Source organism: Martelella sp. AMO21009, assembly GCF_053484295.1.
In genome coordinates, this window is the sequence record NZ_JBAKFR010000006.1 from 170,340 (window position 1) to 197,058 (window position 26,719).

25 protein-coding genes are annotated in these 26,719 nt (G+C 62.6%); 11 read left to right on the forward strand and 14 right to left on the reverse strand.

Going from position 1 to position 26,719, the window contains the following annotated elements; genetic code table 11:
* Positions 1 to 4: 4 nt before the first annotated feature.
* The 6 genes from V6766_RS10015 (at position 5) to V6766_RS10040 (ending at position 6,453) form a co-directional block, all read left to right on the forward strand.
* On the forward strand, positions 5 to 277 hold the full coding sequence (locus V6766_RS10015; RefSeq protein ID WP_448465993.1) for a cytochrome C oxidase subunit IV family protein: 273 nt from the start codon (positions 5 to 7) through the stop codon (positions 275 to 277).
* A 102-nt stretch (positions 278 to 379) separates the two neighbouring features.
* The gene (locus tag V6766_RS10020) at positions 380 to 1,111 is read left to right on the forward strand and encodes a DUF4396 domain-containing protein (protein ID WP_448465995.1); all 732 of its coding nucleotides are present in this window, start codon (positions 380 to 382) and stop codon (positions 1,109 to 1,111) included.
* A 100-nt stretch (positions 1,112 to 1,211) separates the two neighbouring features.
* The gene (locus V6766_RS10025; protein WP_448465997.1) at positions 1,212 to 4,313 is read left to right on the forward strand and encodes a CheR family methyltransferase; all 3,102 of its coding nucleotides are present in this window, start codon (positions 1,212 to 1,214) and stop codon (positions 4,311 to 4,313) included.
* Positions 4,314 to 4,607: 294 nt separating this feature from the next.
* On the forward strand, positions 4,608 to 5,270 hold the full coding sequence (locus tag V6766_RS10030) for a response regulator (RefSeq protein WP_448465999.1): 663 nt from the start codon (positions 4,608 to 4,610) through the stop codon (positions 5,268 to 5,270).
* 315 nt (positions 5,271 to 5,585) lie between these two features.
* Positions 5,586 to 5,873 (forward strand): hypothetical protein, encoded by a 288-nt coding sequence (locus V6766_RS10035; protein WP_448466001.1) that lies wholly within the window; start codon positions 5,586 to 5,588, stop codon positions 5,871 to 5,873.
* A 79-nt stretch (positions 5,874 to 5,952) separates the two neighbouring features.
* Positions 5,953 to 6,453, forward strand: a complete 501-nt coding sequence (locus V6766_RS10040) for a YciE/YciF ferroxidase family protein (RefSeq protein WP_448466003.1) — start codon at positions 5,953 to 5,955, stop codon at positions 6,451 to 6,453.
* 129 nt (positions 6,454 to 6,582) lie between these two features.
* Here the strand turns inward: V6766_RS10040 and V6766_RS10045 are convergent, their stop codons facing one another.
* Complete coding sequence (locus tag V6766_RS10045) at positions 6,583 to 7,224, reverse strand: BON domain-containing protein (RefSeq protein ID WP_448466005.1); 642 nt, start codon at positions 7,222 to 7,224, stop codon at positions 6,583 to 6,585.
* A 103-nt stretch (positions 7,225 to 7,327) separates the two neighbouring features.
* The gene (locus V6766_RS10050) at positions 7,328 to 7,834 is read right to left on the reverse strand and encodes a sigma-70 family RNA polymerase sigma factor (RefSeq protein WP_448466007.1); all 507 of its coding nucleotides are present in this window, start codon (positions 7,832 to 7,834) and stop codon (positions 7,328 to 7,330) included.
* Between the two features lie 266 nt (positions 7,835 to 8,100).
* Between V6766_RS10050 and V6766_RS10055 the strand changes: the two genes are divergently transcribed.
* A complete protein-coding gene (locus V6766_RS10055) occupies positions 8,101 to 8,367 on the forward strand; it encodes a hypothetical protein (protein WP_448466009.1) in 267 nt (88 codons plus the stop codon).
* Positions 8,364 to 9,620 (forward strand): cytochrome P450, encoded by a 1,257-nt coding sequence (locus V6766_RS10060; RefSeq protein ID WP_448466011.1) that lies wholly within the window; start codon positions 8,364 to 8,366, stop codon positions 9,618 to 9,620. Before V6766_RS10055 ends, V6766_RS10060 begins: the two co-directional genes overlap by 4 nt.
* Before the next feature lie 105 nt (positions 9,621 to 9,725).
* Here V6766_RS10060 and V6766_RS10065 read toward each other — a convergent pair whose 3' ends face one another.
* Both V6766_RS10065 and V6766_RS10070 read right to left on the reverse strand, forming a co-directional pair.
* Positions 9,726 to 10,040 (reverse strand): DUF982 domain-containing protein, encoded by a 315-nt coding sequence (locus tag V6766_RS10065; protein WP_448466013.1) that lies wholly within the window; start codon positions 10,038 to 10,040, stop codon positions 9,726 to 9,728.
* 14 nt (positions 10,041 to 10,054) lie between these two features.
* On the reverse strand, positions 10,055 to 10,201 hold the full coding sequence (locus tag V6766_RS10070) for a hypothetical protein (RefSeq protein WP_448466015.1): 147 nt from the start codon (positions 10,199 to 10,201) through the stop codon (positions 10,055 to 10,057).
* A 463-nt stretch (positions 10,202 to 10,664) separates the two neighbouring features.
* On the opposite strand from V6766_RS10070, the gene V6766_RS10075 reads away from it, so the two are divergent.
* Both V6766_RS10075 and V6766_RS10080 read left to right on the forward strand, forming a co-directional pair.
* Positions 10,665 to 10,841 carry a hypothetical protein gene (locus V6766_RS10075; RefSeq protein WP_448466017.1) on the forward strand — a complete coding sequence of 59 codons (177 nt, stop codon included), beginning with the start codon at positions 10,665 to 10,667 and terminating at the stop codon, positions 10,839 to 10,841.
* Positions 10,842 to 11,057: 216 nt separating this feature from the next.
* Positions 11,058 to 11,345: a hypothetical protein gene (locus tag V6766_RS10080; RefSeq protein WP_448466019.1), complete on the forward strand. Its 288-nt coding sequence runs from the start codon at positions 11,058 to 11,060 to the stop codon at positions 11,343 to 11,345.
* Between the two features lie 150 nt (positions 11,346 to 11,495).
* Here the strand turns inward: V6766_RS10080 and V6766_RS10085 are convergent, their stop codons facing one another.
* From V6766_RS10085 to V6766_RS10125, 9 genes are all read right to left on the reverse strand, one after another.
* Positions 11,496 to 12,023, reverse strand: a complete 528-nt coding sequence (locus tag V6766_RS10085) for a superoxide dismutase family protein (protein WP_448466021.1) — start codon at positions 12,021 to 12,023, stop codon at positions 11,496 to 11,498.
* Positions 12,024 to 12,355: 332 nt separating this feature from the next.
* Positions 12,356 to 15,841: a S8 family serine peptidase gene (locus V6766_RS10090; protein WP_448466023.1), complete on the reverse strand. Its 3,486-nt coding sequence runs from the start codon at positions 15,839 to 15,841 to the stop codon at positions 12,356 to 12,358.
* 264 nt (positions 15,842 to 16,105) lie between these two features.
* A complete protein-coding gene (locus V6766_RS10095; protein WP_448466024.1) occupies positions 16,106 to 17,143 on the reverse strand; it encodes a helix-turn-helix domain-containing protein in 1,038 nt (345 codons plus the stop codon).
* A gap of 175 nt (positions 17,144 to 17,318) precedes the next feature.
* Positions 17,319 to 18,935: a GMC family oxidoreductase gene (locus V6766_RS10100; RefSeq protein WP_448466026.1), complete on the reverse strand. Its 1,617-nt coding sequence runs from the start codon at positions 18,933 to 18,935 to the stop codon at positions 17,319 to 17,321.
* A gap of 135 nt (positions 18,936 to 19,070) precedes the next feature.
* A complete protein-coding gene (locus V6766_RS10105; RefSeq protein ID WP_448466028.1) occupies positions 19,071 to 20,342 on the reverse strand; it encodes an ABC transporter substrate-binding protein in 1,272 nt (423 codons plus the stop codon).
* Between the two features lie 93 nt (positions 20,343 to 20,435).
* Positions 20,436 to 21,086 (reverse strand): alpha/beta hydrolase, encoded by a 651-nt coding sequence (locus tag V6766_RS10110; RefSeq protein ID WP_448466030.1) that lies wholly within the window; start codon positions 21,084 to 21,086, stop codon positions 20,436 to 20,438.
* Positions 21,086 to 22,045, reverse strand: coding sequence for a VOC family protein (locus tag V6766_RS10115; RefSeq protein WP_448466032.1), 960 nt, complete (start codon positions 22,043 to 22,045; stop codon positions 21,086 to 21,088). The genes V6766_RS10110 and V6766_RS10115 overlap by 1 nt, the downstream gene beginning before the upstream one ends.
* Before the next feature lie 409 nt (positions 22,046 to 22,454).
* A complete protein-coding gene (locus tag V6766_RS10120; RefSeq protein WP_448466034.1) occupies positions 22,455 to 24,212 on the reverse strand; it encodes an FAD-dependent oxidoreductase in 1,758 nt (585 codons plus the stop codon).
* Between the two features lie 48 nt (positions 24,213 to 24,260).
* Entirely contained in the window at positions 24,261 to 25,334 is a 1,074-nt protein-coding gene (locus V6766_RS10125; RefSeq protein WP_448466036.1) for a maleylacetate reductase, read from the reverse strand.
* Positions 25,335 to 25,426: 92 nt separating this feature from the next.
* Here V6766_RS10125 and V6766_RS10130 point away from each other — a divergent pair, with 92 nt between their 5' ends.
* The gene (locus V6766_RS10130; protein ID WP_448425894.1) at positions 25,427 to 26,377 is read left to right on the forward strand and encodes a LysR family transcriptional regulator; all 951 of its coding nucleotides are present in this window, start codon (positions 25,427 to 25,429) and stop codon (positions 26,375 to 26,377) included.
* A gap of 3 nt (positions 26,378 to 26,380) precedes the next feature.
* Here the strand turns inward: V6766_RS10130 and V6766_RS10135 are convergent, their stop codons facing one another.
* Positions 26,381 to 26,713: a hypothetical protein gene (locus V6766_RS10135; RefSeq protein WP_018064648.1), complete on the reverse strand. Its 333-nt coding sequence runs from the start codon at positions 26,711 to 26,713 to the stop codon at positions 26,381 to 26,383.
* Positions 26,714 to 26,719: the final 6 nt, after the last annotated feature.

Here is a 26,719-nt window from a genome sequence, read left to right on the forward strand (position 1 = left end):
CGCTATGCGCCAATATCTGCAGACCTCCGTCATCTGGCTGTTTCTTGCCCTCCTGCTGGGCCTCACGGTGCTGGCGAGCTACATGCTCACCGGCCCCGTCAGCCTGTTCGCGGGCCTGCTCATCGCGTCGATGAAAGCGGGACTGGTCCTCTGGTTCTTCATGGGCATGCGGCATGAGACGCCGATGATCCGCCTGTTCGGCACCGGCGCGCTGTTCTGGTTTGCAGCTTTGCTGCTGCTGACATTCGTGGACTACCTGTCGCGGGGCGCGGTGTGAGCGGAGCGGCCGCACGAAACAATAAGGCCCGCGAGCTATTAACAGGGTGAACAGCTTTTATTCGAAAAGGTCTCACCCGCGAACACAGAAGGAATCGAACACATGCCCGTCTGGATCCATGTTCTCTCCATTCTCTCCCTGATCGTCGCAATTGCCTGCGCCTTGGTCATCGCGCTCGACGTGAAACGGCATCCGCAACACATGTGGATCATGAACCTCGTCTGGCCGCTGGTGGCGCTTTTTGGTTCGGTGGCCGCGCTCTGGGCCTATTTTCGCTATGGCCGGCTGGCGACGGCGGAAGCGCACCACGAAGCGATGCAGCAGGACCGCAAGCCGCCGAGCCAGGCTGTGACGCCGTTTGCCGTCATGGTCGGCAAGGGTGCGGCGCATTGCGGCAGCGGTTGCGCGCTGGGCGACCTGATTGCCGAATGGCTCGCCTTTTTCGTGCCGGCGGTCGCCGTCTGGTTCGGCTGGCAGACAATCTTTGCGGAGAAGATGTTCGCCGTGTGGGTGCTGGACTATATCTTCGCCTTCTCGCTTGGCGTCGTGTTCCAGTATTTCACGATCAAGCCGATGCGCGGACTGTCTGTGGGGCAAGGCATCATCCAGGCGATCAAGGCCGACTTCTTGTCGCTGACGGCGTGGCAGGTCGGCATGTACGGTTTCATGGCCTTTGCCCAGTTCTTCCTGTTCCGCCACCTCCTCGGCATCAAGCTGGAGGTCCCGACGGTCGAGTTCTGGTTCATGATGCAGATCGCCATGTGGGCGGGGTTCGCGACCGCCTATCCGGTCAACTGGTGGCTCTTGTCGAAGGGCATCAAGGAGAAGATGTGATCGCCAGGCCTGAAGCTTTTTGCACGATCAGGGCTGGCACGATATGAACGGCCAATGGCCCTGACGAATCCTTGGCCCGACCAGCACGACAGGAACCCGCATGACGCTCACTCCAAGAACCTTCCTGACTGTCGGCGTAAGCGCCTCGGCGCGGGATATCGCCGCCGTGGAGCGCTTCTTTCGGGGTCTGCCGCACGACCATGACGTGGCATTCGTGCTCCTGATCCACCACCACAAAGAAGCGGGAGACCTGGTCGAGACCCTGCGCAGCCTGACGTCGATGCGGGTGATGACGGCAGAGGATGGCCAGCGGCTGGAGAAGCACAAGGTTTATCTCGCCACTGAAGACACGTTGCTTTCGATCCGGGACGGCGCCTTCTGCCAGCTGCCGCCCTCGGAAACATCCGACCTGCGCCCCGCCGATACGCTGCTGAGTTCCATCGCAAAGGACCAGGGCGATCATGCCGCCGCGGTGATCCTCTCGGTCCCGGATGGCATGCTTGGTGCCAAGGCGATCAAGGAACAGGGCGGCCTCACACTCGCGCAGACGAGTGACAGTTCATCGGCAGAATCAGGCTTTTTCCGCAACGCGCTGCGCGAAAGCGTGATCGACATCACCGACGATGCCGCGAGTATGGGCCAGCGGCTCGCCGACTACGCCCGCGGGTTTGTCCTGCTCGCCGACCTGGAACGCGACGACGATCACGTCGACCGCATTCTCGATGCCGCCCGCCTGTCGATATGTTCGGTGCTGAAGGAACATACCGGACACGACTTTTCCGGCTACAAGACCAAGACCTTCCTGCGCCGCGTCCGTCGCCGCATGCAGCTGAAGAATATCGAAAAGATCGATGACTATCTCGATTTCTTTCAAAAGGATAAGGAGGAGGTCGACGCCTTCTATCGCGACCTGCTGATCAATGTCACAAGCTTCTTCCGCGATGCCAGAGCGTTCGAGACCCTCGCCAACGACATCCTGCCGCGCATCTTCAAGGACAAGCGGGCTGCCGACAGCGTGCGCATCTGGGTCCCGGGATGCGCCACCGGCGAGGAAGTCTACTCGATCGCCATTCTGGTGCGGGAATATCTCAACGCCCATGACGGGCCGAAACCACGCGTCCAGATCTTTGCGACCGACATCGACGAGGACGCGCTGACGGTGGCGCGGGCCGGCCGCTATCCGGACATCCTGCTCGAAGGCGTGTCGGCCGAACGGCGTCGCCGGTTCTTCACCCGCGAAGGCGCTGCCTATGTGGTCAAGAGCGATATCCGCGAACTCTGCATCTTCTCGCCGCACAGCGTCATTCAGGATCCGCCCTATTCCCGCATGGAGCTTGTGTCCTGCCGAAACCTGCTGATCTATTTCGGCCCGGAGTTGCAGAACCGGGTGATCCCGACCTTCCATTATGCGCTCAAGCCCACCGGCTATCTGTTTCTCGGCACGTCGGAAAGCATCGGCCGCCATACCGATCTGTTCACGCCGGTCGACAAGCGCAACCGCATCTATCAGGCAAGCCCCTACGCCAACCCGACCAGCCATCTGCGTCATTTCTTCGGCGAAGCGCCTTCCGTGCCGCGCAATACGGGCGGGCGCAGCGAGCGCTCGTCAGGTTTTCCGCTGACGACGAATGTCGAAAAACAGGTCCTCGAACATTTCTCGCCGCCCCATGTCGTGACCGACAAGGACGGCGACATCGTCTATTATTCCGCGCGCACCGGTCAGTTTCTCGAAGCCCAGCAGGGCCTGCCCAACCGCCAATTGCTGGCGATGGCGAAATACGGTCTGCGGCTTGAACTGCGATCGGCCTTTGCCGAGGCGGTGGCGCGTGGCGAAAGGGTGGTTCACGACAACATCGCATTCGATGAGGCCGGCGAGCGCGCGCAACTGGTGCGCATCACCGTCGAGCCGCTGCGGCACGGAAAGGACGACGCCAACCCGCTTTATCTCGTGCTGTTCGAGAAGACCGGCGCGAAGCCCGAGCCCGCCGACCGGCAAACGCCGCCGCCCGGCGCGGACGCGGTTGCGGGCCTTGAGCGGGAACTCCAGGAAACGCGCGAGCGCATGCACTCGACCATCGAGGAATACGAGACCGCGCTTGAGGAGCTGAAATCCTCCTACGAAGAACTGATGTCGGTGAACGAGGAGGCGCAATCGACGAACGAGGAGCTCGAAGCCTCCAAAGAGGAAATGCAGTCGCTCAACGAGGAACTGGGCACGATCAACGCGGAACTCAACAGCAAGATCGAGGAGCTCGGCCGGGTCCACAACGACCTGAAGCATCTATTCGCCAGCACCGAAATCGCCACGATCTTTCTCGACCGAAGTCTCGTCGTGCGCAATTTCACCCCGGCGGCAAGCGCCCACTTCAACCTCAGAAGCCATGACATCGGCCGGCCCCTCACCGAACTTTCAAACACGCTTGACTATCCGGACCTGGCAGACGACCTCGCAACGGTTCTCAACACGGACACCGGACTGGAAAAACACATCCGGCAGGAGGGCGGCGCACGGACCTATCTGGCGCGCATCCTGCCCTACCGGACCGCCGACGGCAAAACCGACGGCGCGGTGTTCACGCTCACCGACATCACCAATCTCAAGGAAGCGGAAGCGCATCAGAAAGTACTGATCTCCGAGCTCAATCACCGGGTCAAGAACATGCTGGCGGTGGTCTCGGCCGTGGCCGACCAGATGCTCGATTCCTCTTCCTCCGTCGAGCAATACCACAGCGCGCTCGTCGGCCGGCTCAATGCCATGTCGCGCGCCTATGTGCTGCTGTCGCGCGAGCAATGGCGGCAAACTTCGATCCGGCAGATCCTGACGACCGGGCTGGAGCCCTTCAGCCTTCCCCGCATAACCCTTGACGGTCCGGAACTGAAGGTTGCCCCAGAAAGCAGCCTGGCGCTCGGCATGGTGGTCCATGAGCTGGCGACCAATGCCGCCAAATATGGCGCGCTCAGCACCAGCGGCGGCAGGGTCGAAATCTCCTGGCTCGTCAGCGACGGCTATTTCCAGATGCACTGGCAGGAAAAATGCGAGACGCCGATCGAGCCGCCCGAACACAACGGCTTCGGCAGCAGTCTCATAAAGGGCGAGATCTCGTATCGCCTCGGCGGCACGTTCGAAACCGAGTACGCGGCCTCCGGGTTGATCGCGACGATCAGCATTCCCTTCGACAAGCTGAATGCCGCCGAGGAATAAGGCTTCCGGGCCGATCTTGCATGCAGGGGTATCTTTTGCCGGTTGAAGCGCCTATGCTCCTGGCCAAGGTTGCAACATCTATCCATGCCGGACAAGCACTTGCGAAACCCGCGAGCAAGCATCCAAGGGAACAGCAACCGTTCCCGCGCGTGCTGTTCAGGAAGCCGGCCACTCCATCGGGATACCTGCTTTTCAGGAAAGTTCAGTCGCGAATGCGTTTGTTTCGCCGGCCGTCTTCGGCCGGGGAGCCCTGCGTCGTGCCTACTGACACATTCACCGAATTGGAGACCTCAGATGCAATACCAACCGGAAATGCCGGACCACGATATCCGAGACCTCGATGACAATGCCCTGCAGGGAAACCTCGACAGGCTGCGCGGATCACGGATCCTGATCGTGGAAGATGAATATCTGATCGCCCAGAACCTTTCCCGCACCTTCGAAAAGGTCGGCGCCAAAGTGTTGGGGCCCGTCGCGTCGATTTCCCAGGCCATCCCCCATCTCGGCCGGGCCGACGCAGCCGTCCTCGATATCAATCTCGACGGCGCGCCAGTGTTCCCGCTGGCGGACATCCTGCACCAGAACCAGACACCGTTCGTGTTCTTTTCCGGATGTGCCGAAATCATTATACCCGACCGCTTCCGCTTCATCAGCGCGCTGCCGAAGCCGAACGGCATCCGTGAAATCATCGCATCGCTCGTTTCGACCTATGATCGCCCCGGAACGGACAGTATCCGCGATGAAGGCGACGATGTTGCGGCGCTCGTGCCGAGCCTCCGGCTGGCGGCGCGCCTGCTGATCACCGATGATGCAGCCGCAGACAGGCTGGTCGAACGGACGCTCGAGCACGCGATCACCCATGTGAATGACAAGCCCGCCGATGCGACCCGCCTGGAATGGCTGCTTGCGGCACTCGAGGACATGCGCCTCCATGATGGCGGGAACGTGCTGAACTAGCGCAGTTCCGCGTTTCACGGAAACGAGAAACAGCTCTATCTCTTTGTTTTGATGCATGTTAGCGGACATCAGATGTTTCCACCTGACCGCGAAACCCTCCAAGGTTCGGTCTTACCGGTCAGGCCTGCGATACAGGCGGATGGTGCTCGACCCAGTCTTCCAGATCGCCGAGGTCCACACAGGCGCTGAGCGCCGCGATGGTCTGCGGCAATTCCGTTCTGCGCGATATGTTTCAGACCCGCTTTCGCCAATTGGCCGGAACAAAGGAGGCGCTATCGCGATTAGGCATGACCTGTCGCAACGGAGGTTGAAATCATGTCGTCACAACAGACTATTCACACAACGCCCGATCACCGAAGGGTGGTCTTCAAAACCGCGAACAAGACCGAGGTGACCGTCGTCTTTCCGGAGCCGGTCGAAAATCCGGAATATTCCGCCCGTGCCGTCATCGGCAGGCTGGCGGATTCCATAAGGGCGAGCGAGAGCGAAGCTGATCAGGAAAGCGCGCTTGAGGAAGGTCTGGAAGACAGTTTTCCGGCGAGCGATCCCGTGTCCGCGAGCATTACCACGGTGCTTCCCAAGGGGCACTCCGGCGGAAGCTGATTGACAGCACCAGGCCAGGAACATTTCCCCGAACGCCCGGTTAGGGGCGGGTCAACATGCCAATAAGGGAGAGATATCCATGGCTGAGAAGACACTCAACGACCTGTTCTACGAGACGCTCCGCGACATCTACTACGCCGAGCGGAAAATCGTGAAAGCCCTGCCGCGCATGGCCCATGCCGCCAACGAGGACAAGCTGAAACAGGCCTTCGACCACCACCGCGAGGAGACCGAGGATCACATCAGCCGCCTTGAGGACATTTTCGAAATTCTGGGCAAGCCGGCGCGCGGGCGCACCTGCGACGCCATCAACGGCATTCTCGATGAAGGCGACGAGGTGATGCAGATGTTCAAGGGTACCGCCGCCCTCGATGCCGGCCTCGTCGCGGCGGCCCAGGCGGTCGAACATTACGAAATCGCCCGCTACGGCACGCTCAGAACCTGGGCCAAGCGCCTTGGCCATGACGATGTGCGGGCGCTGCTGGAACAAACGCTTTCGGAAGAAAGCAACGCCGACAGCAAGCTCACCGAGATCGCCGAAACGGCAGCCAATGCCGAGGCGGAAAAGAAGGCCGCTTGATTAGCCGTGAGTGGATGCACAACTTGGAAGCCCGTCGCTTGCGAGCGGCGGGCTTTTCTTCTTGCGGCGCAATTCCAACCTGCGGAAACGAACGGACAGGCGGCATGTCCCGCCGCCTGCCCAACACCGTCACTCGTTGTTGTTCAGCTGAGAGGCCGGGGAATCGAAGCTTCCTTCAGTCCTGACCCTCAGATTGTTCTGCACATGGGTAACGCCGGAAACGCTGTCCACGCAGTCTTCCGCGCGGCGTTTCTGCCACCGGCCGATCACATAGCCGTCGAGCGTGACCTCGCCATTGTCGACCGAGACCGAGATGTCGCTGGCATCCAGCGTCGGTTCGTCGGTCAGGCGGTCGTGAACGTCCTCGTTGATGCGATCATCGGACCGCTTGTAGCCGCGCGGCCCCTTGCCGCGATGATCGGCCTCGCGACGGCGCTCGGCATCATCGTCGCCGAACCACGACTGCACCTCGTCCGTGGCCCTGTCCCAGAAATCGCGATCGTCACGCCCGCGCCCGCGAGGCTCGTCCCATGGCTGGCGGGGGCGGGCCCGGGCCGGCGGGTAGAGACCGGGAAAAGCCGGATAGCCGAATTCGTCATAGTCGGAATAGTAGCGGTCTTCCTCGTAGCGCGGATTGCTCGGGCGACCACGATGATCGGTGTAACCGAGATCATCTGTTTGCCAGTCTTCGGGCGCCGGACGTCCGCGCCACGGCCGCGACGGCATTTCCCGTTCACGATCACGCATGCGCCTGAATCTATCGTTAGCCATTTTTCTACTCCCTGTTTCCTCAGGATCGAGGTAGCGCCCCAACAGGGAGACCAGCTGAATGTTCCGCAATGGAGTCGGTTGAATCGAGCCTCATGAAAACCGCCTACTGCACCTCGCCAAGTTCTTCGAGAAGCAGTTGACGCGCGCGATTTACCCGGCTTTTCACGGTTCCGATCGCGCAGCCGCAAATCTCCGCGGCGTCGATATAGCTCTCGCCGAGCACCATCACCAGGACGAACATTTCGCGGTAATGCGGGGGAATGCGCGACAGCGCATCCAGCAATTCCTGCCCTCTCAACGCCCAGTCCTGCGTCGCGTCATTCTGCGGCAGGCTGGCGACGCAATCTTCGTCTCCGGGCGCCTCGCGGTTCCTCACCTTGATTTGGGTGTAGAAGGTATTGCGCATGATCGTGAACAGCCAGGATTTCAACCTCGTTCCCGGCTTGAACTTGTCGAGGTTGGCGATACCCTTCAGCATCGTCTCCTGAACCAGGTCATCGGCGTCATTGGGATTGCGGCAGAAGGTTCGGGCGAATGCCCGGAGCGCAGGGATTAGGTCCACAATCTCCTGACGTTGCCGGCTCATTAGTCTCACTTCTTGCTGGTTCATCGTGGACTCCGTCTGATCTTAGACCCTTTGAACGTAACGAAGCCGGCGGGCTCGCGGTTCCTCTCTTTCTGTCCAAGCCGGCGATATTCGCGCGGCGCAAAGAAACAGCCCTCGAATTGAAACGGCGGCAAGCGCCGCCAAACCGTCTCTCCCGTCGCGCTTGATCGCCTCCGGTGATGTTCTGCCATCGTCAGCCGCGCAAAATTCCTGGAACAACCGTCTGCCAACCCAGTTCTGCGGCACGTCCGTTCAGAGAAAGGAAAGAGATGACCCTGACCTTCCGTCATTATTCAAAGGAAGCCGCGACGCCCGACACTGTCCTTCTCAGGGTCGTTCAGCGCGGCAACCGTGCCATCGGCTTCGTGGATTCCATCGATTTCGGCAATGAGGACACGCCCTTTTATCCGACCGAGGAGATGTCGATGCCGGAGGCGATCCGGCTCGCGGAGAACCGGAACGACACCGGCGGGCCGATCATGGTGAAGCTGGAGGAAGACGCCGAGTGGGACCCCCGGTGGGGCAAGCTGGAATGAACAGGCTCGAGAAACCGGCCGTCCTTCAGGACACGACCCTTGCGCTGCTGCGCGAAGGTTACCTCTTCCTGCCGCGCCGTCTCGCGGCGCGAAATCCGCCGATCTGGCGCACGCGGCTGATGTTGCGCGACGTCGTCTGCATTTCGGGTCCCGAAGCCGCCGAACTGTTCTATACCGGCGATACGGTGACCCGGCGCGGCGCAATGCCCGGCACGACGCTGCGCCTGCTGCAGGACAAGCACAGCGTCCAGCAGCTCGGTGGCGAGGCGCACCGCCATCGCAAGGCCATGTTCGTGCGCATGCTGGTCAGTCATCCCTCGAATGTCGACGATCTGGTCGCCCGTTTCGAGGACGCCTGGCTGCGCAGACTTTCGGCATGGGAAAGCCGTGGGCGGATTTCGCTCGCCGCCGCCGCCGAAACGACGCTCGCCGAGGCGGCGCTGTCATGGGCCGGCCTGCCGGCCAATCAGGAATCGATAGAGCGTGACGCGCCCGTGCTTGCGGGCATGGTGCAAAATGCGGGCCGCTTCCGCCCGGCGACGATAACCGCCCTTCTGCGCCGCCGCCGGATGGAAAGGCGCTTGCAGGCAGAGATCAGGGCGGTCCGTTCCGGCAGGCGCAAGGTCCACGAAGGCGCGCCGATTGTGGAGATCGCAAATCATCGCGATGCCGACGGTCGACCGCTTCCGGCTTCCGTCGCGGCGGTCGAAGTGCTGAACCTGTTGAGGCCGATCGTGGCGGTTGGCCGCTATATTACCTTTGCCGCGCTGATGCTGCACCAGAAGCCCGCCTGGCGCGAGCGTTTCGCCGGTGGCAGCCGCGAGGGCCTCATCCAGTTTACCGAGGAGGTGCGCCGCCATGTGCCGTTCTTCCCCTTCATCGGCGGCATCCTGACGCGTGACGCGGAGTGCTATGGCTACCGCCTTCAGAAAGGTCAGTGGCTGTTATTCGACCTTTACGGAACCTGCCACGACCCGCGCTGGTTCTCGGAACCGGACGCATTCCGTCCCGAGCGCGACCTTTCCTGGCAGAAGGACAGGAAACGCTTTGTCCCGCAGGGCGGCGGCAAAACGGCGCACTCCCACCGCTGCCCCGGCGAGAAAGCGACGGTCGCGCTGATTGCCGAGGCCGTGCGGCTCCTGACCTACCATATGTCCTTCGATGTGCCGGAGCAGGAACTGGACGTTCCGCTGGGGACCGTGCCGACCGGTCCCGCAAGCGGCTTTATCCTTGAGAATGTGCGACAACGCTGAGAAGCGTCGCGTACCGGAGCGACTGTCTTTGCCGGTCGACCGCAAGCGTTTCCGGAACGTCGCGCAAAGAGCTGGTCGTTCACCCGCCGCGCCGGAGCAAGCAATCTACAGCATCGGGCGATGTCGCGGTCCGGAACCGGTTATGCCCGGCACGAAACTGCGGGCGTGCCCGGTATGACCGCTGAAAAGCCCGGCTTCGAGCGCGGCGGCGATGAAGGCCTCTCTCGACATTTCCAGCCATCCCGGCTGTGCAACCGCGCGCTCGCAGCAGCTCACGGCCGCATGATAATGCCGCCCGCGCCGGTGCGGCCAGTTTTCCGCGAGCAGGTTGCGGGCCTGGGACGGGCCTTTGACGGCAAGCGGACCATCGTCTCCGAAGCCAAGATATACCGGCGCAACCCATCTTGCGAAATGTCCCATCGTGGTCTCCTCCTTCATTTGTCGTCAGCCGGGCCTTCGGGCGGCCGGTCTTTATCGTCACGTCTTGTTTTCATGGCATCGGAAAGGTCGCGCTTGCGGGGATGATCGAGATTTTCCCGCATGGCATCGCGGTCCTTGCTGGGGTCGTCCTTGGCGGGCATGTACGCGCTCGGCCGGCTTTCTTCGGGGCCTTCCCAGCGGGGCCGCTCATCGCTCGTGCCTGGAGGGGCGCCGGATGGTTTATCGGTCATGGTTTGTCCTCGTGTTTCTCCAACCAGCGCCAAACCAGTTCGGGCGGGGTTTTGTTCCGGTCTCTTTTGCTGGAACAAGCATTGGCGGAGCGGGTTGGGCGTCCATGAACGAAAACCAAGGCCTTTCGTCCAGCCGTGGAGCCATAGATTTCGTGGGTGTTCCAAACACCGGCATGCCGACAGATTTGGTCAGTCGAAGGAAAATTGCCTACAAATTCTGGCTATCCGGCGATTTTTCCGACCAACAAACGCAGACGACGATTTGCTTCTGGCAAGGGATCGTGCGAAACAATTTCAATCCACCGCGTCTCCGAAAGCGTAGTGTCGTATGACAACCCGAAAAACATGCCCGAGGACAAAGTAAGGCGATAAGATGGCGAAAGACAATGACAAGGACCTTGTCTCGGCAGACCGTTCCGACGCGTTTCTGGATAGCAAGACCTCTGAGCTCCTCTCCCAGATCAAGCAGGAGCCTGTACCCGATCGGTTGCTCGAGCTTGCCATGAAGCTGCAGCAGGCGCTGAATGAGCGGGAAAGCAAACCTTCATAAACGTCGTTTACCGGTGATAGCGGACAGACGCCGTGCAGGCCGCACGGCGTTTTTTGTTCGGGGAACCCTCGATTTCATCGCAACTGCCAGAGACCTTCAGGCTTGAATGGAAGCGTTCTGGACAGGCGAGACCGGCGCACATTCCGGCCGCGAACAAAAAGCCGTTTCAGACGTTTGGTCACACGATCGATTGAAACAGTTCGAGAGGACATCCCCATGGCCGACAGCCGCAATAATCAACAGGAAGACCCTCTGCATTCACCGGTCGGCGGAGAAGCCGATGTGGAGAGCCTGGCCGAGGACATCACCTCGCGTCAAATCTCCGCGCAGACCTATGGCGGCGACCCGGTGGAGGACCGGCTCAAGCGCCTGAAGGACATCATCAGGCAACTGGAAAGCCGAACCGAGGCCACCGAACGCGGGCAGGATCTCGAGCCGCTGCTTCAGGAAGCCCGTTCGTCGCTTGAGATCGTCGAGAAACAGGCGGAGAACGGAGAGCGCTGACGGGTCGAGGCGCTCGCAGCAGCGTTCTCCCGCATTGTCGGCGGTCGGAGCGCGCCCCTACCGATACCGGCTTTCAGTTCTGCCCTACGGGCACTCCTGCCGGTCGGTGTCGACATGCGGCCGGACCCAGGTTGGCCCGGCCGCTTTCGGTCACTCCACCGGCTCGAGGACGGCGCAGGCGAGGCGATCGCCCGCGTCGCCCGAGGGTTGCGTGCTGTAGTCGTCGGGTCCGGCGTGAATGACCACCGCCGAGCCATCATCATCGAGGATGCGCTGATTGCCGGTACGCCCGAGCGTGAAGCCGCGAACGAAAACATCGGCCTTGGCGATGCCGTCGGATCCCACATGCAGGTTCGGCATATCGCCGGGATGGGGGCCATTCTGGCTCATGATGCCGTGATCGAGCCCGCGCGCGAGATGGCCTCCCGCGCTCTTGAATCCGTTGTCGCCATCGCACTGGCCGACTTCATGCACGTGAAAGCCGTGCTCTCCTTCCGGCAGACCTTCTGCATTGATTTCGACGAGCACGACGCCGGAAGCGGTCTCCAGCATGGTCACCGTTCCGCTGATGTTGTCTCCGGCAAGGCTGCCCTGAACGCGGTCTCCATCCGCGGCCACTGCAAGGTTGGAGGCCAGCGCCGCCACTGCGACGGTCAGGGTAAATATCTTCGTTCTCATGAGACAGTCTCCTCTTGTTGCGGGCCTTAGCCCGGTCCGCGCCTAACGGCGAGGGAGGGAAATTGTTCGCAAATCGTGTCGGCATTCCGCTGGAACAAACCGCGCGGCCTGCGGTTGGGCGGGCTCCAGGGAAAACCGCCAAGGAGAAAACGATGCGAATTTCAGAAAGGGCGTCGTGCGCGACGGCGGCAGCCATACAGCCGCGGCCCGGAAGGGCTGAAGGAGTTCGTCAATATCAAGTCGATCCGTATCGGCTGATCGACCAAAACGCCGAAAAGGGCCGGAACTCCGGCCCTTTTCTTTGCGACGCACCCGTTTGTCTGCGGCAAGGGTTAGAAGCTGAGACTTGCCTTGGCGGAGAACATGTGACTCTCCAGGTTTTCCCGGAACTCGCCCTCATAGGCGGCTTCGAAGGTGAAGCGGTCATCGGCAAAGGCCGTCACCGAAAGCCGGCCGATAAAGGCATCGGCGCCGATATCCGCCCCCGCGACATCAAAATCGCTTCCGAAAATGCCGAGCGTCGAAGAGCGGCCGGTATCGCCGTAATCATGCCGCCAGCCGGCGCTGATGGCGGGCAGAAGCCGTACGCCATTATCGAAGCTGATATCCTTGGAAAGCGCGACCGCCAACGTGGTCTGGGTTTCGTCGAAGGTCTCAGAGGGAATGGCGAGCGCGAAGCTGCTGCCGCTTTCCTGCATGCTGTCACGGTGAAACGCGCGGTAGCCGAGCGTTGCCGAGGGCGTCAGCGTAAACGCGTCCATGTCGAGGTCCGAGAACGCCGCGGCCTCGATGAACCCGCCGGTGCCATGGCCGCTGGCGGACGCCGTGGCCGAATATGCGCCAAGCGCGGTGATCCGGCTGGTCGACAGGTCGCCGTAGCCGAGGCCGGCGCGGCCGGCAAAGGTCATCATGCCAGCGTCGAAACTGCCGTAAAGCGCCGCCTGATAGGTACCGACATCGCCGGAGCCGTTGGCGCTTGCCGAGACATCGGCATATTCATAGGAGGCTGCGACGCCGGCGACGCCCTGGCCGAACCGCCAGTCATAGCCGAAGACCCCGTTGCCGCCGGACACATCGTAGCCCGAAAGGCCGTTTGCCGAACCGACATTGGTCGAGAGCGAATTGCCGCTCGCCCAGAGGGTTCCCTCGCCGGCGGAGCGATCGCCCGTTCCGGCAAGACCGTTCGTCAGCTGCATCTGCCGTGTGCCGACTGCATCCGCAAACCTTCCGACGGCGCGCACTGCGGTCGTTCCGATCTCGGCGTGCAGTTGTCCGGTCATCGACGGAAGACCGGCCGCCAGCGCATCGAGATCGGCCGCATAGAGCGTGTTATAGGCGTCGTTATAGGCGGCGTCCGGACGCACGCCTGCGGCCGGCCGCGCCGTGTCGATCGCGGTGCCCAGCGCGGTCTCGTTTACCGTGCCGGTAATGCCGAGGGCTGCAAGATCGCCATAGCGTTCCGGCGTTGCCGCCAGCGACAGCGCGTTGTCGAAATAGAGCACATCGAAACGTGTGTTTGCTGCAAGGCCCGAGGCCGGCTGGGCGAGACTGTCGAAACTGCCCGCAACGCTGCCATCGGGCGCGGAAACGAAGGTGAAGAGCTCGCCCGGCTGCGGCGTGAAGCTGTTGGTCGCCGACCCCGAAATGCCGCGCAGCTGCGGGGCAAGCGTGCCGCCCGCGGTAAACACGTTGCCGCTGCCGGCAAGGATCAGGCGGTCATAATTGCCGGCGCCGTTGCCAGTGCCGGTCCCGTCGACCTCAATCGTCGCCACGGCCGAGGAATTGAGCGTGACATCGCCGTAGACGGTCAGCGTTCCGGGCGAATTGCCCGGCGCGAGCTCACCGGATACATCGATATCGCCCCTCACGACGCCGACGCCGCCGAGCCTGCCCTTGCTGCCGACCGTCAGAACCGGCGTTGCCAGCGCGCCATCCACCGACAGAAGGCCGCCGGTGACCGAACTGCCTTTCTTGAAGGCAGCGGCGCTGGCGATCTCGAGCGTGCCGCTGCCCTGCTTTTCCAGGCTGCCGTCGCTTTCGAAGGAGACAAGCCAGGTCTTGTCGCCATTATCTGCGCCAACGGTGTAGACGCCGTCCCCGCTCATGCCGACCGGCCCGACGGAAAGCGCGCGGTCAAGCCGGAGCAGGCCATGGCCGAAGACCGCATCGACGCCTTCAGCGCCCAAATCCTCGGCGGTCATGAACAGGATATCGACGATCTTCGCCGGCGAGAAGGTCGGGTAGGCTTCCGTCAGCACGGCCACGGCGCCCGAGACATTCGGCGCGGCCATCGAGGTTCCGCTGTAGTCGGCATATCCGCCCATATCCTCGGGAACGGTGGAATAGATGCCGCTGTCGACGTGATTGGCCTGTCCGCCGCCGGGAGCGGCGATACACCATTCCATGGCGACGCCGCAGTGGCTGGAATAGTCGGCTATATGGTTGTAGGCATCGAGCGCCACGACGACGACGATGCGGCCGCGCTCGATCCCGTCGGCCTTCTCGGCCGCGGCCAACGCCTCGGCGGTCGTGAAGCTCAGATCAAGTCCGGCACCATGATCATCATAGATCAATGCGCCTGCCGAATTGGTCGCGCCCTCGTTCTTCGGCTGAATGAAGGGGTAAAGGCCGCCGCCCGACGGATTTTCCGCGTAGACAGGGGCTCTGAGCATCTCATTGCCCGCTGCCACGACCAGGATCTGGCCGGCATCCATATTGGCCCTCAGCGCCTTGGCTTCGGCCATCACTTCGTCCGGATCCTCGATGTCCCAGTTCAGTTCGCCAGGATCGGCCCCTGGACCGTAGCTCATATTGATGACGGCGATGTCGTCAAACTGGGCCAGGTAGCGGCTGGCATCGATTGCAGGCTCCTGCATGTTCCCGGACAGGGGATCGCATTCGTCGTAGAGCACGTTCGGACCGCAGCCCTCAAGGTCGTCGAAATCGAACTCCTTGTAAACGCCGCCGCCGAGATCGACCCTCACGGGACCGTCGCCATTGGGGATGGCCTTGACGGCCAAAATCCTCGCATCCGGCGCGACACCCTCCATGCCGAAACCGTTACTGCCGGCCCCGATAATGCCGGCGACATGCGTGCCATGGCCGTTGACGTCGTAAGAATCCGTCCAGCCCTGCTCAAACGCGGCTTCGAATTCCTCAAGCGTAATGGTCGCGCCCTCAATTTCCCTGTCGACCCAGTAAAGATAGGTCTTCGACCGGTCATCGACGCGGCCTTCAAATTCCGGGTGCACCGTGCCGTCGGGCCGCACATCGAGGCCGGTATCGATCACGCCGACGAGGACATCCTTTCCGGTAAAGCCGAGCTCGCGCGCCGTCCGGGCATGGATGGCATCGAGCGAATAATTGCGCTGGAACTCGCTGAGCGCGCTTTTGGGAATGTCCGGATTGCCGCCAGGATAAGGCTGAGCCCGCTCCCCCGGCGCAGACGTCAGCGACTGCGACGGATAGACGTCGGCCAGATGGCGTCCGCTATCGACTGCACGGGCGATGTTCTGCGCCAGCTCCGGGCGCAGGCCGATAGCCGTTGCCTTGATCTGGTCGGCGCGAGCCGGCGTCAGCCGGGTGTTTTCAACAATGCTGGCAAGGAAGGAGGTCGTGCCGTAACCGGCGGCCTGACCGAGCGCATCCTCGATGGCCGATTCAGAGAACCACGATTGCGTGGCTGCCGGGACGCCGGCCTCCGCGGCCTGGGCCGGGCTGAATGCGGGCGCTATCAGCGCCGAGGCCATGAGAAGAGCAAGCGTGCGGCAGCGCAGAACCCTGCGGCCGCGAGCGTGTGAAGCAGTATCAGGAAACATTGTTGACCCCCTGTTTTTCCCGAACCCTCGCCCTGGAAAGGCGGAATCCGATTAGCCTTGCGCAAACAAGCGCAGTTCCCCGAAACCTGGCCACCCCTGTCGCCAGCCCCGGGCGCGATCTCTTATTCGGGAAGCGGCGGCAGCCGCTGCCCGATCTGATCTTTTTTGACTAAAGGAAGGCAGATTTTCTGTATCGCCCGCACGTACCCAATAATGTGCAGAACGTACCGAAATGGTTTGCGCGGAACGGGAGTACGGTTCGCGTCAGACGCCTGCAAACCATGCAGACCAGGTATATCTTGTCGGGGCGCTGGCAGCGGCGGGCATCGCGGCTCCGTGGCGTTGCCGCCTGGCCTCGCCCGGCGTCATGCCGTAACGGCGGCGGAAGGCCCGGATAAAGGCGCTTTCGGACTGGAACCCCACCGAGGCGGCGATGACATTGTTGTTGAGCGGCAGCGCTCGCGGATCGGTGAGTTTTTGATGGGCTGCGGCGAGCCGGCGCTCGCGCACGAAGGCCGCGACGCCCCCATATGGTTCAAAATGACGATAGAGCCGCGTCCGCGAGATTCCGAAGCGGGCGGCGATATCCTCAACCGTCAGGTTTTCGCTCTCAAGATTGGCGTCGATATGCCGGCGCACTTCCTGAAGCACGCTCTGGCGCAACAGGGCTTTCTGTTCGCCCGAAAGATCGCAATCGTTATTGATGACGGCGGCAAGAAATTGAACCAGGGCCGAAAAGACGCGCGGACCGTCTTCGGCCCGGATTTGGGGGGCCATGCGATAGACGTCCATAACATGTGTATGGAACAGACGGGCAAGCGGCGTTTCGCGGCGGACGCGACGGTAATGCAGCCCGTCCGGCTCACGCAGCAGCGGAGCAAGCTGGTCGCGCGGAACGGCAAGCGCCATGAGGTCGAAGTCCTCGTTGACGGTATCGAGCGGCTCGGTGTTGTCGAAGATACAGACGTCGCCGGCATCAAGGATGACATCGCCCCGAGGGGTGCGCGCATGACACCGCCCCTTGCGGAATATCTGGATCATATAGTTGTCGACGCCGTCGCGGCCGATCTGCGCCCGGCTGCGCGAGAAGGCCTGCTGCACGCTCGCACAGCGCCCCAGCGTGCCAGCGCCGAGCAGGAAACCATTCACTTCGGCCCGGAAAGGTCTGTCCTCGGCGCTCTCCAATGTGGGCAGGTAGAGCTGGCTCATGGCGTCGCGCCACTCTTTATAGTCGGTACTCGAGAAGACGTCGTTCGGGACGACGTCCTCTCCGGTCGGCTTGGCTGTGGTCTCTTCCGGCAATTTGCGTCTCCCCAAGGCGGCAGTCTTCCCGCCGCTTGCTCCTTTCCAGTCAACCTGACGAAGGGCCCGTCCCCGCGCACGGCCTTTGATGATCGTCAGCTAAAATACTGTAATGCATTCTGCCCGTCTCCTCAAATCGGGCTGGTTTCCGCCGGTTTTTTGAGGGCCGCAGGCGCTATCGCGACGCCAGCATCATCTCGGCGGCCTTCTCCGCGATCATCGTCACCGGCGCGTGGGTGTTTCCGGATGGAATGGTCGGCATGATCGAGGCGTCGGCGATGCGCAGATTGGCGAGGCCGCGTAGTTTCAGCGCCGGATCGACCACGCTTGCGGGGTCGCTGCCCATGCGGGCCGTACCCACCGGGTGGAAGATGGTGGTGCCGAGCCTGCCCGCCGCCGCCAGAAGCTCTTCGTCCGACTGCACATCCGGACCGGGCTTGATCTCGCGCGGGTTGAGCCCCACCAGACCGGCGGCGGCCATCAACCGCCGGGCATGGCGGAGGCTGTCGACGGCGACGATCTGGTCGGCACGCGCGGAAAGATAGCGGGGCCGGATTTCGGGCGGGCGGTCCGACGCGGGGGCGGTGATATGGATCGTGCCGCGACTTTCCGGCCGCAGGTTGCAGACGGAGACCGTGACCCCAGGCTCCCTGTCGAGCGGTTGACCAAAGGCTTCCAGCGAAAGCGGCTGGATATGGTATTCGAGATTGGCCCGATCATGTTCGGGCGAAGACCGGGTGAAGATGCCGAGCTGGCTTGGCGCCATCGACATCGGCCCGGTGCGGCGAAAGGCATATTCGAGCGCAATGCCGGCCTTGCCCGCAAGCGTTGCGAGCCGGTCGTTCAGGGTCAACGCGCCGGTGATGCGGAACACGGTGCGGATCTGGAGGTGGTCCTGCAGATTCTCACCGACTGCGGGAATATCGAGCACGACGGGAAGGCCGAGAGACTGCAGCAGGCCGCCATCGCCGATGCCGGAGAGCTCCAGAAGTTGCGGGGTGTTCACGGCGCCGGCGGAAAGCACGATCTCGCCCCGGCAGACGGCTCGTTTGAGCCGGCCGTTCTGGCGGTAGATCACCGCCTCCGCGCGCGCCTGCGCAAGGGCGATGCGCTCGACATGGGCCTTGGTCTCGATGCGCAGATTGCGGCGCGACCGGGCGGGGTTCAGGAACGCCTTGCGGGCATTCCAGCGCAACCCGCCACGCTGGTTGACCGGAAAATAGCCGACGCCCTCATTGTCGCCATCGTTGAAGTCGTCGGTGGCGGGAATGCCGATTTCTTCGGCTGCAGCCGCCAGCGCATCGAGCACGGGCCAGTGCAGGCGCTGTTGGCAGACGTCCAGCTCGCCGCCCTTGCCGTGGAAAGCGCTTTCCGGACCATAGTGATTTTCGGATTTGCGGAACAGCGGCAGCACATCGTCCCAGCCCCAGCCGGTGCAACCCGCCTGCCGCCACTGGTCGTAATCCGCCGCCTGTCCGCGCATGTAGATCATGCCGTTGATCGAGGAGCAGCCGCCCAGCACCTTGCCGCGCGGATAGGCGAGCGCGCGGCCGTTCAGCCCGGCCTCCGGCTCCGTGCGATAGCACCAGTCGAGCCGGGGATTGCCCATGGCATAGAGATAGCCGACCGGGATGTGGACCCAATGATGGTTGTCGTGCCCGCCCGCCTCCAGCAGCAGAACGCGGTTGGCCGGGTTGGCGCTGAGCCGATTGGCCAGCACGCAGCCGGCAGATCCCGCTCCGACGACGATATAATCGAATTCGCCCTCGTCGACGATATCCGTTTCAACCATGCTCATCACTCCAGGCACGCCCGCAGGGTCGATGCCTCTGGAGCGGCCCCGCGTTTCATCGAACGCGAACCCGCTCCAACATCATGCTTTATCATCTTGACGGACGACAGAAGCTTCCGCCGACCAAGAGACGCCCTAAAGCGCCTCCATGGTGCCGCCTGTCGGAATTTCGGGGGCCGCGCCGTTTTCGACGATCACCAGATCATAGCCGCCATCGTCCTTGATCCGCCACTGGCCGCCGGTGAGCGGCGTCTTGCAGACGTTCTTAGCCGCAAAGGGCGGCACGCCCTTGCCGTTCCAGGCGATCGGGCCGACGACGCATTCCATGTCGGTGGCGGCGATCGCCTCGGCGACGACCTCTCCGTCGGTGGGGTCTTCGGCGCGTCCCATGACATCGGCGGCGACCTCGAACAGCGAATGGACGAAGCCGATGGGCTGTGTCCACGGACGGCCGGTCTTGGCCGTGAAATCCGCCGCAAGCTCTGCCGAGCTCTGCCCGGTCACCGAGGACGAGAACGGATGGTTCGGCGTCCACCACACTTCCGACGACAGGTTGTTGCCGGCCTCGCCGAGCGCTTCGACCGATTGCGGGAACAGCAGCGCCTTGGCGACCGTGACGGCCTTCGGCTGCATGCCCTGCTGGCGCAACTGGTTCCAGAAGGTGGTGAAGTCCGGCGGAATGAGAACGCCGGTGATGATATCGGTGTTCGCCGCCTTGAACGCGTTGATCTGGGCCGAGAAATCATCCGACAGGTTCTGGAAGCTGCCGGGATTGGTCAGCGCATAACCGCGTTCGGCAAGGCCCGGCTTCAGGCCGGTCTCGGGATCGCCCCAGGCATTGCCGTCGGCATCATTGGGGAACAGGCCGCCGACGGATTTGTTGGTCTGAAGCTGATCCCACATGGCGGTGTAGACCGCGATGATATCCTCCATGCCCCAGAAATAATGGAAGGCGAATTCAAACGGCTGCCAGCTTGCTGGATCGCGCGGATTGGCCTGCTGGCCGATAAACCAGGGCTGCCACGGCGCCACGGTCGAAAGCACCGGAATGCCCTCGGATTCGCACACGCCTGAAACCGGATTGGTGGTTTCGGGCGTCGAGGCGACCAGCATCAGGTTGACCTCGTCGCTCAGGATCAACTCCTTGGCGACATCGGCCGCGCGGTTGGGGTTCGACTGGCTGTCCTTGACGATAACCTCGAAATTCTTGCCCACCGACGATGCCAGAAAGGCCTCGATATTGTAATTGTCGCTTTCGGCGAAGCCGGCCAGCGGCCCGGTCTGCGGCGAGACATAGCCGAGCTTGATCTTCTTGCCCTGGGCGATTGCGGGCGCGGCGAGCCCGGGCGCTGCAAGCATCAGCCCGGTGGCGGCGGTGGAACGCAGGAACTTACGTCTGTTGATCATTTTTCCTCTCCCTTTTTGTAACGATCCCTCTGCCCGACCGCTGCCATTCGCATCGCGAACGCCTCCGCAGCGGCGGCTCGGGAAAATATGCAGCTAGCGGGCCGCCCCCATGCCAGGAGCCGTTCCGGCAGCCAGATCCTGCAACAGGTTTTGCAGCATGGCCACTTCGGCATCCGAGACTTCATGGCCGCGACCGGGAAAAGTATCGGCGCGCAACCGGCCCCGGCCCGCGCCAATCTCTCCTGCGGCTTCGGCAAAGGCGGTGACCGGGATCCACGGATCGGCATCCGAGCCCGTCAGATAGACGGGCAGTTCGGCGGCCAGACGGCGCGGCCGGTCATCCGTTGTAACGCCCACGCGGCAGCCGGTGAAGGCCGCAAGCGCATCCGGGGCGGCAAGCCCCGCAAAGGCATATTCCAGCGCGAGACAGGCCCCTTGCGAAAATCCGGCAAGCAGCAATGGCAGTTCGCCGAAGGCGGCGCGCGCCGCGGCGACATCGCCGGCAAGCTGATCCAGCGCCGCCTGGAGCGCGGTGCGCGTCCCGGGGGTCAGGGGATCGATGGCCCGGGCGTCATACCACGAGCCGCTTGCGGCCCGCGGCAGAACGAAGGCGATATCCGGCACATCGAGGCGGGCCAGAACATGAGATTGCATCTCCTCGGGCGATTGCCCGCGACCATGCACAAACACGCAGATCGCTCTGGCCTGTTTTTCCGCCGCAAGATGAAGCGCGCTTGATGACATCAGGCGAACTCTGCCTCTTCGAGCCCGGCGCGCAGTTCCTCTTCGCGATCCTTGAACCATGGCGGGAACACCAGCGTCTTGCCGATCTGGCCCGGAGGCTCGTCGCGGGCCCAGCCTTCCGGCGTGGTCCAGGCCAGTTCGAACAGCGCCCCGCCCGGCGAACGGACATAGCAGGACTTGAAGTAGTTGCGGTCCTTCTGCTCGGAAATGTCGGTGAAGCCAAGGCCCTCGATATGGGCGCGCAACTTCATCTGGTTTTCCTCATCGCCGGTGTTCAGCGCCAGATGATGGATCGTGCCGCCCGACAGCGTCCAGGTGCCCTGCGGGCTTTCCCGGTCGGTGATCACCTCGACGCGCTGAATGATGCCATCGGCGTCCGGGACCCGGTAAACGGTGCCCTCATCGGAGTCGGCTTCCTTGGTCAGGGGCAGAGCGATGGTCATGAAATCGTCCATTGCAGTGCGATCAAAGCAGGCGACCAGCGCGCCGTAAATGCCCTTGATGCCGTGCTCGGCCCTCACGCCCTGCGCCTCGTTGACGATTGGCGCGCGGTTGTCGCTGTCGCTTTCCACCAGCTCATGCGGAATGCCGCAGGGATGGGCGAAGACGACGCGGTCGGCGCCGAAACGGGTGATCTTTTCGGCCTTGATGCCGCGCTCGTTCAGCCGGTCGACCCAGAAGCTCGCAGCACCCTTGGGGATCGCCTGCATGATGGTGCGCGACTGGTTCGTGCCGCGGCGGCCATAGACGCCGGGCTTGCGGAACGGGAAGGTGGTGATGATGGTCGAGGCGTCGCCATTGGGCGAGCCGTAATAGAGGTGATAGACCGGGATCACGCCGTCAAACAGCACAGTGCGCTTGACCGAGTGAAGCCCCAGGGTCTTGGTGTAGAAGTCGAAATCCTCCTGTGCGCCATCCGTGGAAAGCGTCAGGTGGTGGTAGCCGCTGATTTGTGCCAAGATACAATCCTCCCAATAATGCTGTCAGTTTTTGCGGCGCAGCGTTGGATCCGAGAACCCCGTTTCGCATGCGCCGCTTATTCATAAGCTAGAGCTTACAAAAGCGTTGTGGAAACAGCCATTCGCAAACATGGCTGCTTCCGGGATGAGTTTATCGGTCCGGGAAAAATGATGCCGCGTCATGCCGCTGCCGCGCGACGACAAACGCCCGCAAGGCATGGTTCATTCGGTCGCTCCATCGGCTTTCCTCCAAACCGATCCTCCTGAAATCAGACTAACCCATGGCGAAAGCGCCGGTTATGCGATGTTCGGAAACTTGCATCACATTTTGTTATGAAGTTTCGCCGGCCTTGACCGGCGTTGCCTCACCACGAAACCAACCGTTTTCCGCCACGGATTTTCGCCTTCTCTACCGGGCCAAGATGCGTTTCAGGGCCCGGTGGAGTTCGGCCTCCGGATCGTCGACGGGCGACGACACGCGCCAGCAGACGTGGTGGTCCGGACGAACCAGCAGGCAGCCGCTGTCGCAGATTTCCGCCAGCCTCGCCCATTCGCCGCTATGGTCGACATATTCCTGGCGCGGACCGATCACATGGGTCACGATCTCGATGCCGAGCGCATCCCCGACCCTGGCGGCCGCCTCGACCCAGTTCTCGCCGCCCAGCCCGGTCAGAATGGTGAACCGGCCATGGCCGCACAGATCGAGCGTCGAGACTTCGGCCCCGTTGTCGTGGCGGTAGAGCCAGGCATGGGGCAGTCGCGCCCCCGGCCATGTCGTCGGCTGATAGTGAAGGTCGGCGTCGAGCTGGAAGGCCGGCTCGATCTGACCGTCCGTCACCACCGCGTCGGAGCTGTAGCGCTGATTCATCTCGACGCCGTGGGCGTCGAACTCGTATTTCTTGAAGGCAATCGCCTTGCGGATCGCCTCGCGTTGCGCCTCGGCCTCCGGCGTGCCGTTGGTGCGCGCCTCGAGGTTCTTCTGCATCTGCTCCGGGTTCACCCCTTCGGCCATGCCGAGGGCCGCGAAGATCGGACCGGTTTCGGCAATCGACTGGTTCGCGCGGGTGACGATCTGCTTGGCGACGGGCGCGCGCTCGGCATCGTAGCTGTCGAGCAGATGCTCGCCCGCCTGCCCCTTCAGAACCATGGCCAGTTTCCAGGCCAGGTTGAAGGCATCCTGGATGGAGGTGTTGGAGCCCAGACCGTTCGACGGCGGATGGCGGTGGATGGCGTCGCCCATGCAGAACACCCGGCCATTGGATGTTTTCGTGGCGTAGAAATTGTTCACCGTCCAGGTGTTCGCCGACAGAAGCTCGATCTCGAGGTCCGGATCGCCGATCAGTTGCCGGGCGACGCCGGTGGCGAATTCAGGAGTCACGACAGGCTCGGGCTCGTTGATGTCGTAGCCCCAGACGATGAGCCATTCGTTCCACGGCCGCACCATGCGCACCAGCCCCATGCCGATGCCGCCGACATCCGCGCCCGGCTGCATCACCCAGTAGAGCACGGAGGGGCGGTGGGCGACGTATTTCGAGAGGTCCGCCTTAAACAGGATGTTCATCGATCCGCCGACGCCCATCTTGCCCTCGAAGGGCAGATTTTCATGCTCCGCGACCAGCGACTTGCCGCCATCCGCGCCGATCAGATATTTCGAGCGGATCGTGAATTCCTTCTGTGTCAGCCGGTCCAGACAGGTGGTGGTCACGCCGTCCTCGTCCTGCTGGTGGCGCAGATATTCGGTCGACATCCGCGCCTGGGTGCCGCGCGAGCAGGCTGTCTTGAACAGCAGCGGCTCCATGAAGGTCTGCGGCAGGTCGTTCATCTTCGTCGGCGACGACATCAGATGCTCGGCCTTGGAGAGCGGATGGTTGCCCCAGGCCTTCATCCGGCCGATTTCCTCGCCGGCAAGGCTTTCGCAGAAGATGTTCTCGCCCATCAGCTGCTGATGCGTGGCGAACAGATAGGCTTCGTCCTCGACCTCGCGGCCGAGGTCGCGCAGCACCTCCATGGCGCGCTGGTTGGTGATGTGCGCGCGCGGCGTATTGGCAAGCCAGCGATAGCGGTTGATCGCCATGTTCTCGATGCCGTAGCTCGAGAGCAAGGCGGCCGTTGCCGAGCCCGCGGGCCCGGTGCCAATGATCAATACGTCGGTCGTGATGTCTGGCATAAATTCTCCTCCCAGGAACACTATAGTGCGGGCGCAATTGCCCGAAAATCAAAAGGCCGGCATGTCTCCGCTCCACGCCGCCTGCAGCAGCGTCCGGATCGCGTCCCGTTCGATCGGGCGCGGGTTCCAGTAGGGATTGGCGACGGCAAGGTCGGCCGCCTTGTCGAGATCGGCCTCGCTCACGCCAAGATCGCTGAGCGCCAGCGGCGCGCCGATCTCCTTGGCGAAACGGTAGAGCCCCCTGCCCGGATTATCGTCGTCGAAGAGCTCGGCAACCGGCGCCAGCAGCTCCGGAACAGCGCTGGCATTATAGGCCAGGGCATGCGGCAGGATGATCGCGTGGGTTTCGGCATGCGGCAGGTTGAAGCTTCCGCCCAGCGTGTGGCAGAGCTTGTGATGCAGCGCCATACCGACCTGGCCCAGAACCGTGCCGCAAAGCCATGCGCCGTAGAGCGTTTCGCCGCGCGTCGCCACATCTTCGGGCGACGCCAGAACGCGCGGCAGGCTGTCGCGGAACGCGCGCAGCCCCTCGACGGCCATCAGGGAGGAAATGGGAGACCGGTCGCGCGCATAAAGCCCCTCGGCTGCATGCGCCATCGCGTTCAGCGCCGAGGTCACCGTCATTTCGACCGGCAGGGTCGCGACCAGTTCCGCATCGTAGAGAATGGTGCCGGGCTGCACTTTTGGAGTGGTCTGCGTGGTTTTCACGTCATTTTCGGTCTGGCCGAGAATCGGCGTCGCTTCCGACCCGGCATAGGTGGTGGGCACCGCGATCTGCGGCAGGCCGGTCCTGAGCGCGATGGCCTTGCCCAGCCCGGTCGTGGAGCCGCCGCCAACGGCAACCAGCACGTCCGCGCCTATTTCTTCGGCGTGTCGGACGGCCTCGTCCGAGACGTCGACCGGCGTGTGCATCGTCGCATTGGTATAGGTGCCGGTGGCGCGCGCGCCACAGTACCCGGCAAACTCTTCGGCCAGCTCAGCCTGTTGCGGCGTGGTCAGGATCAACGCACGCTCGGCGCCGAGCGTTTCCAGTTCCTCTGCGATGTTCTTACGCACTCCGGCGCCGAAGCGAACCCGGACGGCAGCACTACGTGCGGTGAATTCCTCGCGAAAAAAAGACAAGAGACTCCCCCTCATATTGGTCTGAGAATCACGTTACCCCATTCAAAGGGAGATATTGATCTGATGATTGAAATAAAATATTCCTTTGGGTTATGAAAATAGACAGTGAGCATCTCGAAATTCTGGCGCTGATCGTCGAGAAGGGCGGCTTGACCGAAGGGGCGGAAGCGCTTGGGAAGTCGCAGCCCTCCGTCTCGCGCAGCATGACGCTGCTGGAAAAAAGGGTCGGCATGCCGCTGTTCGAACCGGGCCGCCGGCCGTTGCGCCCAACCGAGCTCGGCGCGAGCCTCGCCCGGCTCGGTAACCGGATCCGCACCGCCAACCGCGAAGCCAGTCTTCTGGTGCGTCGCTTCCGGCAGGGCCTTGCCGGCCGGCTGAGGGTCGGCGGCTCGCCGATCTTCACCGATGGCGTCGTCGCCAAGCTGATCGCGGAATTCCAGTCGCGCTATTCGGACGTCTATATCGATCAATCCTACGGCTATCTGGACACGCTCGAGGCCGGACTCAGAAATGGCGGTCTCGATATAGCCATCCTGCCGCTCCATCCCCGGCAGGTGCCGTCCGACATGGAGTTTCTGCCGCTGCTTTCCGGCCGCAATGTCGTAGCCTGCCGGCAGGATCATCCGCTGACGCGCATCAAGGCGATCACCTCCGATGCGATCGCGCCCTATCCTTGGATCGCGCCGCCTTCCAACAGTCCGCTCTACCGCGACCTGGAGCGCGCGCTGAAATCCATGGGACAGGAAAGTTTCATGGTCAATTTCTCGGGCGGCACGCTGGCATCCATCCAGTCGCTTCTGCTGGGATCGGATTCGCTGACCGTACTGCCCTATTCGGTGGTCTTCCTGAACCGCCGCACCATCCCCCTTGTCGCTCTGCCGTTGAAGATCGATCATCCGAACCGCCAGTTGGGCATCATGACCAAGACCGATGGAAAGAGACCGCCGGCGGCCGAGCAGTTCATCACCTTCCTGCAGACCGAAGCCCAGCGGCTGCAGGCGCGCATGGAACACGAGGAGCAGGTGACCCAACGCCGCGGCTGAACGCTATTTCAGTGCGACATAGGTCTCCGGATCCAGCATCGCGATGCGTACGGCGACGGACTGCCCGGTGGCGTGACCGATCTGCTCGCGAAGCTGCCCGGCGACTTCGGTTACCATCGCGCGTGTGCGGTCCGGCCGCTCCAGCAGGAAAAGCTCGACATTGATCTGCGGCTGATCCGGCATGCCGAGCACCGGGATTATGGCCAGCTGGAAGGCTTCATTGCCGACCGAGAGACTGGAACACAGCGATGTGCGCATGTCCGGCAGAAACGCCGCGAGACCGTCCCGCGCAGCGCCGTATTGCGCCTCATCGATGAAGATTTTGACGTTGGGCATTCTGAC